8 protein-coding genes are annotated in these 8,330 nt (G+C 72.8%); 4 read left to right on the top strand and 4 right to left on the bottom strand.

Annotated elements, in window-relative coordinates:
* The first annotated feature begins 125 nt into the window (after positions 1–125).
* Positions 126–1,874, top strand: coding sequence for a methyltransferase (locus tag ACS04_RS34105; RefSeq protein ID WP_048480749.1), 1,749 nt, complete (start codon positions 126–128; stop codon positions 1,872–1,874).
* Positions 1,875–1,987: 113 nt separating this feature from the next.
* Here the strand turns inward: ACS04_RS34105 and ACS04_RS34100 are convergent, their stop codons facing one another.
* Both ACS04_RS34100 and ACS04_RS34095 read right to left on the bottom strand, forming a co-directional pair.
* On the bottom strand, positions 1,988–2,674 hold the full coding sequence (locus ACS04_RS34100; protein WP_048480748.1) for a DUF4232 domain-containing protein: 687 nt from the start codon (positions 2,672–2,674) through the stop codon (positions 1,988–1,990).
* 147 nt (positions 2,675–2,821) lie between these two features.
* Positions 2,822–3,361, bottom strand: coding sequence for a MarR family winged helix-turn-helix transcriptional regulator (locus ACS04_RS34095; RefSeq protein WP_245236690.1), 540 nt, complete (start codon positions 3,359–3,361; stop codon positions 2,822–2,824).
* 49 nt (positions 3,362–3,410) lie between these two features.
* Here ACS04_RS34095 and pip point away from each other — a divergent pair, with 49 nt between their 5' ends.
* Positions 3,411–4,373: a prolyl aminopeptidase gene (gene pip, locus ACS04_RS34090; RefSeq protein WP_048480747.1), complete on the top strand. Its 963-nt coding sequence runs from the start codon at positions 3,411–3,413 to the stop codon at positions 4,371–4,373.
* A gap of 63 nt (positions 4,374–4,436) precedes the next feature.
* Here the strand turns inward: pip and ACS04_RS34085 are convergent, their stop codons facing one another.
* Both ACS04_RS34085 and ACS04_RS34080 read right to left on the bottom strand, forming a co-directional pair.
* Complete coding sequence (locus ACS04_RS34085) at positions 4,437–4,703, bottom strand: hypothetical protein (protein ID WP_048480746.1); 267 nt, start codon at positions 4,701–4,703, stop codon at positions 4,437–4,439.
* Between the two features lie 180 nt (positions 4,704–4,883).
* On the bottom strand, positions 4,884–5,999 hold the full coding sequence (locus ACS04_RS34080; protein WP_048480745.1) for an alpha/beta hydrolase: 1,116 nt from the start codon (positions 5,997–5,999) through the stop codon (positions 4,884–4,886).
* A 400-nt stretch (positions 6,000–6,399) separates the two neighbouring features.
* Between ACS04_RS34080 and ACS04_RS34075 the strand changes: the two genes are divergently transcribed.
* Together ACS04_RS34075 and ACS04_RS34070 are read left to right on the top strand one after the other, a co-directional pair.
* Positions 6,400–7,467: a 3-oxoacyl-ACP synthase III family protein gene (locus tag ACS04_RS34075; protein WP_048480744.1), complete on the top strand. Its 1,068-nt coding sequence runs from the start codon at positions 6,400–6,402 to the stop codon at positions 7,465–7,467.
* 3 nt (positions 7,468–7,470) lie between these two features.
* Positions 7,471–8,322, top strand: a complete 852-nt coding sequence (locus ACS04_RS34070; protein WP_048480743.1) for a beta-ketoacyl-[acyl-carrier-protein] synthase family protein — start codon at positions 7,471–7,473, stop codon at positions 8,320–8,322.
* Positions 8,323–8,330: the final 8 nt, after the last annotated feature.

Genomic DNA, 8,330 nt, shown 5'->3' with positions numbered 1-8,330 from the left:
CCCGCCCCCCGCCCCGCCCCCGGCTCACCCCCCGCCCCGCGTCCCGTCCGCCTTCACCATGCAGCGCCCCGCCCCGCTTCGCCCTGCCCTGCTCCGCCCCGTACCGGCCCGAGGAAACGCCCACGATGACGACGACGCTCCCCGACGAAACGACGCTCCTGGACGACGACACGGCCCGCCTGCGCGCGGCAGCCGGGTTCGTCCGCGAGCACGACAGCGCCGCCCTGCTGCCCCTCCTCCTGCCCGGACTCGGCGGACCGGACCTGCGGGCGCTCGCCGGGCACTGCCGGTTCGCCCACGCGGGGCTGCTGCTCTTCCCGCCGGACGCGGACGCCCTGCGCGCCCAGCTCGCCGACTGCGGGCTGGCCCCGGACACCCCCTCCCACCCCAGCGTGGTGGTCCGCGAGCGCCTCGCCCGACGCCACCGGCGCGACCCGGCCGAGCTCGACGTGAGGATCCTGCGCCCCCAGGTGCACGGCTGCGCGGGCGAGCGCCGCGCCGTCGAGGTGTTCGCCCTGACCGTGCCCCCGCACTCGGGCCTGGAGCGGATCGCCGCCTACGAACGCACCCGCCGGCACGAGGCGCACCTCGCCTTCGAGATCGAGCACTCGGACCCGCTCGCACTGCGCGGCCTGTGCGCGATCCTCGTCCGCCACGGCGCGCGCCCCGACGGTGGCGGCTACAACCCGCACGAGGACGGCACCGTCCTGTACTTCACCACCCCCGCCGATCCGGCCTGCGGCTACCGGCGCCTGGAGCTCTACGCCCGCGGCGACCACCGGGCCGCCCTCGCCGCCCACCTGGACCACCCCGTCAGCAGTGCGCGACCCCCCGCCGAAACGCTCCTTCAGCTCCTCACCGGCGCGTGGACGACGCAGGCGTTCGCCGTGTTCGCCCGACTGGGCCTGCCCGACGCCATGGACACCCGTACCGCGCACAGCGCCGAGGACCTCGCCCTGCTGACCGGCGCGCACCCCCGCGGTCTCGCCACGCTCCTGCGCTACCTGGCCATGCTCGGCGCCGTCACCCCCGCCCCCGACCAGGAGGAGGGATTCCGCCTCACCGAACTCGGCGCCCTGCTCCGCGCGGACGCGCCCGGATCGATGCGGCCGCTGGCCCTCATGTACGGCGGCCCCTTCTACCGGTCGTTCGGCGAACTCGACCACGCCGTACGGACCGGAGGGCCGGCCTTCGACCACCTCTTCGGCGAGAACCACTTCGACCACTTCGCCCGCGACCCCGAACTGGCCGACCTCTTCGACCGGTCCATGGCCGCCAGTTCACGGATGTTCCAGCCGCTCCCCGAGCACCCGGTCGTCACGGCCGCGGCCGCGGCGCCCGGACCCAGGACCGTCGTCGACGTCGCCGGGGGGAACGGGGAACTCCTCGGCCGGATCCTCACCGCGCACCCGCGCCTGCGCGGCATCCTCCTCGAACGCCCGCACGCCGTCGAGGCCGCCCGCCGCCTGCTCGACGCCGCGGGCTGCGGTGCGCGCTGCGACTACCGCGCCGGCGACTTCGCCGACGTACCGCCCGGCGGCGACGTCTACGTCCTCTCCCGCGTCCTGCATGACTGGGACGACGACCGCTGCCGCGAGATCCTGCGCCATCTGGCCGCCGCGATGCCCGCCCACGCGGACCTGCTGATCGTGGAACGCCTGCTGCCCGCCGACGGTTCCCCCTCGCTGGCCACCGCCTGGGACCTGCACATGCTGTGCAACGTCGGAGGCCGCGAACGCCGCGCCGACCACTACGCACGCCTGCTCGCCGACGCCGGTCTGCAACTCGTCGGCCACAGCCCCCTGCCCCTGGACGCGCACGTGCTGCACGCCCGCCGGGCGTCCGTCCCGGACCCCGCCGCCCGGCACAGCTGAACCGGGACGCGACGCGCGGTCGCCCGCCGCGCCGGTCTACGGTCGCCCGCCGCGCCGGGTGACCGTCACCGGCGGACCGCCCGGGGGGCGGCCCGGACCGCTGTGTGACGGGGTCATTCGCCCTGACCGGCGCTTCCGATCGGGCCGACCTTGACCGGGGAACCGCCGCCCTCCGTGACGGGCAGCGTGGCGGCGCCCGGCCACTCCAGGGTGACCGACTTCGTCTCGTCGGGCGGGGTGACCACCAGTCCCGTGACGCGGACGCCGGAGCCGCCCGACGTGTTGAGCGGGTAGTTGATGCCGAAGGACACCGACTTCCCGGGCTTCAGCACGCCCGGCCCGGTTTGCTGCCCGGTGCGCTTCGCGGACAGCGAACCCGAGTTGGTCTTCAGGTCGACGCCCGCGTACCCGGAGATCGCGCACTCCCGGCTGCCGCGGTTCTTCAGCGTCACCGCGACGGTTCCTTCGGCGTCCCCGCCGATGGTGCTGTCCACGGCCGTGATCGCCAGTTCGTCGGTACGGCACTTGCCGGACGTGCCGCTCCCGCCCGAACCGGAACCGGAACCGGCGGCGGCGCCCTGTCCCGCCGTGCCCTTCCCGGCGGAGTCCTTGCCACCCCCCTGGTCCGCGCTCCCCGAGCTCGGACCACCGCTCGGGGAGGACGGCGAGGAGGCGGAAGAGGGGGTGGAAGCGGACGACGGGCCGCCCTGCTCCGTGCCGCCGTCGCCGTTCTGGCAGGCCGTGAGCGAGAGACTCGCGGCGACGGCCAGGGCCGCGAAGGTGAGCTTGTGAACGCGCATCGTCTCTTCCTCGGTATCAGTCGGGGGCGCAGCCCGCGCGGTACGGGTCGACACGAGTCGCGGTCGGTACCAGCGGGCGTTTCCAAGCACCAGGACCCTTCCGACCCGGTGAACCGTTCCCGCCGACCGCCCGCTCATACATTCCTGTTACACAGACAGGTCCTCGCCCGGGCTTCCGAGGTGCGGGGCGGCGTCCGTGATCCTCAGGCGCATCGGCCGCCGGCGCAGCGCTTCGACGGCCTCGCCGACGAGCCGGCTCAACGGAAACGAGAGCTCCGCCTCCAGCCGCGTGGTGGCGGCCGTGGTGGCGGCCCATTCGGCGTCCAGCACCGGCAGCAGCGACTCGGCCTTCGGTGTCAGGCGGACGATGCGCGTCCGCGCGTCCGCGCCGGGAGCGAAGGAGACGAGGGCCTCCCCGGCCATCCGGGCCACGGTCTGGCTCGCCGCGGAGTGGGTCACACCGGTGGCCCGGGCCAGCTCCCGGATGGAACTCGGGCCCGAGGCGGCCAGAACACGGACGACCGGCGCGAAGCGGGGGCGGAACCCGTCCAGCCCGAGGTCCGCGTAGACGGACGCGACGTCACCGTCCAACAGCTCCAGCAGATGACGCAGCCGCGTCCCCAGCAACTCGGGGCCGGGGCCGGGAACAGGGCCGGGGTGCGCAGGGACGTCGGGAGGGATGGCCACACGGCAGAATGTAACAGCGCCGTTGCATTCGAGGTGAGGGGAGCCGGCCATGAGCGAGCTGTATCCGCCGATCGAGCCGTACGACGGGGGCATGCTCGACGTCGGCGACGGCCACCACGTGTACTGGGAGGTGTGCGGCAATCCGGAGGGCAAGCCCGCCCTCGTCGTTCACGGCGGGCCGGGATCAGGCTGCCACCCCGGTGCACGCCGGTACTTCGACCCGGACCGGTACCGGGTCGTCCTGTTCGACCAGCGCGGCTGCGGTCGCAGCACGCCCCACGCAAGCGACTCCGAGGCCGCCATGCGGCACAACACCACCGGGCACCTCGTCGCCGACATGGAACGGCTGCGCCGGCACCTGGGCATCGACCGCTGGCTGCTGTACGGGGGTTCCTGGGGTTCGACCCTCATCCTGGCCTACGCCGAGCAGCACCCCCGGGCGGTCTCCGGGATCGTCATCTCCGGCGTCACCACCACCCGCCGTTCGGAGATCGACTGGCTCTATCGCGGCGCCGGCCGGTTCTTCCCCGAGCAGTGGGAACGCTTCCTCGCGGGCGTCCCCGGCACCCCGCGCGACGGCGACGTCGTCGGAGCGTACGCCCGCCTGATGGAGCACCCGGACGTCGCCGTATGGGAGAAGGCGGCGGCCGACTGGTGCGCGTGGGAGGACGCGGTCCTGTCCGGCGAGACGAAGGGCGCCTCCGCCCCGTACGGGGACCGGCCGCCCGCCGCTCGGCTCGCACTGGTGCGCATCTGCTCCCACTACTTCTCCCACGGCGCCTGGTTAGAGGAGGGTGCGCTCCTGCGCGACGCGGGCCGGCTGGCCGGTATTCCGGGTGTTCTGATCCACGGCCGACTCGACATGGCCGGGCCCCTCGGCACCGCGTGGGAACTCGCCCGCGCCTGGCCCGGTGCCGAGCTCGTCGTCGTCGAGGACGCGGGCCATCTGGGCGGCGCCGCGACGCGCGACCACGTACTCGCGGCCCTCGACCGCCACGCGGCCACTGCCTGACCCCGGTCCCGCCGGATCGCCGCCGGGTCGGCGACGGCTCGCAGGACGGTCCGCGCCCGGGCCTCAGTCCTTCTCCTCCGGCCCGGGGGAACGCGCGCCGCGGCGCCCCTGCCACCACAGGCTCACACCGGCCAGGCCTCCGGCGGCCACGAAGAAGCCGACCTTCACGGCGATCTTGCCGGACAGCCAGGCCGCACCGAACCCCGGGTGCAGGCCCAGCCGCCAGAACACCGCGCGCACGCCGGCCGCGGCGAGCACCCCCGCCGCGATCCCCGCCGCCGTCCGCCCCCACCGGTGCCCGTCCGCACCGTCCCCCGCCTCACTGGTCATGCGGTCCACGCTAGCGACCCGTACCGCCGTCCTCGTCCGTACGGAGGAGGACCGCACGATCAACTTTCGTCGCGGAAACCGCCCGGGGCCCGAGCCGAAAGTACCCGGGCGGCCACGCGGCCCGGAGCCACGCGCCCCGGCGGCCCCCCGGCCCGGCGGTCCGCGGTGACGACGGTTCCCCTACTGCGGCTTCGGGCCCTTCATCACCTTGCTGAGCTCCTCCAACTGTCCGTCCTTCATGCCCCGGACGTAGTCCCAGCCGTTGTGGTCGCCGCCCTGGATCTCGTGGATCGTGACCTTGATCGGGCCCTGGCCGAACTGCTGCTGGAACTTCTCCATCCGGTCGCGGCCGCCCTCCTTGGTGCCGTACTGGAAGAAGACGTTCACCTCGGGGCCCTTGTCGCCGATCAGCTTCGGGGCGATCTTCTCGGGGTTGTTCGCGTCCATCTCCGCCTGGTGGCCCTTCCAGAGCGGGGAGTCCGGGACGATCTCGCCGCCGTTGGCCATGACGGCCCGGAAGCGGTCCGGCTTCTGCAGCAGCTGCTTGAGGCCGACGAAGGCGCCGGAGGAGTTGCCCATGAAGGCCCAGCCGTCGCGGGACTTGTACGTACGGAAGTTGGCGCGCGCGAGGTCGGGCACGTCCTCGCCGATCCAGGTGCCCATCTTGGCCTGGCCGGGGATGTCGGAGCCGTCGTAGTAGTACCTGGCGTCGGGGTTCAGGATCGGCATGACCAGGATGAACGGGAGGCTCTTGCCGGCCGCAGCGCCCTCGGCGACCGCCTTCTGGAGGCCCAGCTGCGGCATGGTCGCCCAGTAGTTGTCGGCGTTCCCGTTGCCTCCGGGCAGCGCGATCATGACCGGGAAGGCGCTCTTCGCGTACTCCGGACGGTCGTACTCCTTGGGCGTCCACACCCAGACGCTGCCCTCGAAGCCGGACTTGGCGCCCTTCACCTTGGCCTTGGAGATCCGGGTGCCGTCCTCCAGCTTGACCGTCTGCTTGAACTCGGTGACCGGGCCGGTGGGGAGGGACACGTCCGGGTCCGTGCTCGGCGCGGCGGGCTGCTGCACGCCGCCGGCCCCGGTGCCCTTGCCGTCGGTCTGGCCCTCGTCCGCTCCGGCGGAGGGCTTCGCGTAGCTGACGGCCTCCCCGTTCCCGTCGAACCAGTCCGTGGTCCAGTAGACCAATCCGGCACCGGCACCGGCGAGCAGGGCCACGGCCACCGCGGAGCCGATCCACACCTTCTTGCGGGATCGTCGCCTGGGCTGCTGCGGCTGCGGCTGCGGGTACTCGTGCACGAACTTCGCTCCGAACAGTGCGGCTGCCCTCGGGCGGGCAGATCGGATGGGGTCAGGGGAGTGGGTTCCCCTGTTTGGATGCGTTTTTTGACCATCGGGTTGCACAAACCTACGGAAAATGTCGTTCGAGTTCACCCGAGGCGCGTGCCCGGCAACCGGACGGCCGAGCGGACCGAGTGCTTCCGGACAGCTTTCGCGCACCCAGTGTGATGTTCCGGCCGGAGATCGGAGTGGCGGGAGGGGCCAGGTCCGGGTACTGGCGAAATGTGGTCCATGGGGTGCCTGGCTGGTAATCGACCCATCTGCACCGTTCAAGTCCCTTTGCGGGACATGTGAACTGATCCCTACGCTACGGTAACTTCGCTTTCTGTAACGGGGATATCCATGGAGAACGCGAAGCATGAACACCAGCACACTGGATCGCCACAGCCGGTTGGAGGCCCTGGGGGCCCACCTCCCCGAGACCGTGATGACCAACCGCGAGCTGACCGAGGGCATGTCCGCCGTCCGTGACGCGGACCTCCGGCGGATCACCGGAATCGCCGAACGCCGCGTATGCGACCCGGACCCGGCAGCAGCGGAGAACTCCTTCTCGATGGCCCTGGCCGCCGCGCGGGACTGCCTCACCGCCTCCCGCTACGAGGCCGCCGACCTCGACGTCGTCATATCGGCCTCCATCACCCGGTTCACGGATGGCGGCCGCTTCACCTTCGAGCCGTCCTTCGCCGCGGTGCTCGCGCGCGAGCTGGGCGCGCGCCGGGCCGTCCACTTCGACGTGTCCAACGCCTGCGCCGGCATGATGACCGGCGTCCACCTGCTCGACCGCATGATCCGCTCCGGCGCCGTGCGCAACGGCCTCGTCGTCAGCGGCGAACAGGCCACCGCGGTCGCCCAGACGGCGGCCCGCGAGATCACCGACTCCTACGACCCGCAGTTCGCCTCGCTCTCCGTCGGCGACTCGGCGGCCGCCGTCGTCCTGGACGCCTCGACCGACGAGGCCGACCGCATCCACTACATCGAGCTGATGACCTGCTCCGCGTACGCGCACCTGTGCATGGGCATGCCGAGCGAGCGCGGTCAGGGCATCGCCCTCTACACGGACAACAAGAAGATGCACGACCGCGACCGGCTCAAACTCTGGCCGCGCTTCCACCGGGACCTCCTGGCCAAGCAGGGCCGGGAATTCACCGACGAGGCGTTCGACTACGTCATCCAGCACCAGGTCGGCACCCGGTTCATCGACTACGTGAACCAGACCGCCGAGGCGGAGTTCGAGGCCCCGATGCCCACCTCCCTCGCGACCGTAGAGAAGTACGGCAACACCGCCACCACCTCCCACTTCCTGACGCTGCGCGAGCACCTGCGGGCCGGCACCGCCCGCGCCGGATCCCGGTTCCTGATGGTTCCCGCCGCCTCCGGCGTGGTGACCGGCGCCCTGTCGGCCACGATCACGAACATGGGGGTCTGAACCATGGGAATGGTCATCGCCGCGGCCCGCACCACCACGCACCACGGCACGGGCCCCGCCTCCGCCGTCGAACTCGCGAGCCGCGCCGCCCGCGCCTGCCTGGCGCGGGCACAGGTCTCCCCGTCATCCGTCGGCGTCCTCATCAACGTCGGCGTCTACCGGGAGTCCAACACCTTCGAACCCGCCCTCGCGGCCCTGGTCCAGAAGGAGGTCGGCGTCAACCTGGACTACACGGCCGATCCGGCCCCCGCATCCGGCTTCTCCTTCGACCTCATGAACGGCGCCTGCGGGGTCCTCAACGCCGTGCAGCTCGCCCAGAGCCTCCTGGACACCGCCGGCGCCGAACGCGTACTGATCACGGCCGCGGACGTCCACCCCGGTGGCGACGCCCGCCGCGACCCCGACTACCCGTACGCGGACCTGGGCGGCGCCCTCCTCCTCCAGCGCAGCGCCGCACCCGGCGCCGGATTCGGCCCCGTCTCCTCGTACGCGGGCGACGGTCCCTCCGACACCGAGGGGTACCTCGACACCGCGGCCACGGGCGGCGACGGCCGCTCCCGGATCACGGTCCGCCGTACGGAGGGACACGGCGCGCGGCGCGCCGCCCTCGCCGCCGCCTGCACCGCCGGGTACGCCCGCGAGCACGGCATCGACCTGGACCGCACCCTGGTGGTCGGCCCGGGTGCCGGGGAACGCGCCCGGGACGAGGGCGAGCCGCACACCGCGGCCCCGATCCTCGGCTACCTCCGGGCCGTGGCCGCCCCGCGTCCCCGGGGCCGCGACCGGCTGCTCCTCGTCGCCGCGGGCGCCGGCCCCAGCGCCGCCTGCGTCTCCTACCGCCCCGAAGGCTGGTGACGCAGAGC

Origin of the sequence: Streptomyces roseus (assembly GCF_001044425.1) — a bacterium.
GTDB lineage: Bacteria > Actinomycetota > Actinomycetes > Streptomycetales > Streptomycetaceae > Streptomyces > Streptomyces roseus.
Note: the sequence above shows the minus strand (reverse complement) of the source record. Positions and strands in the feature narration are given on the sequence as shown.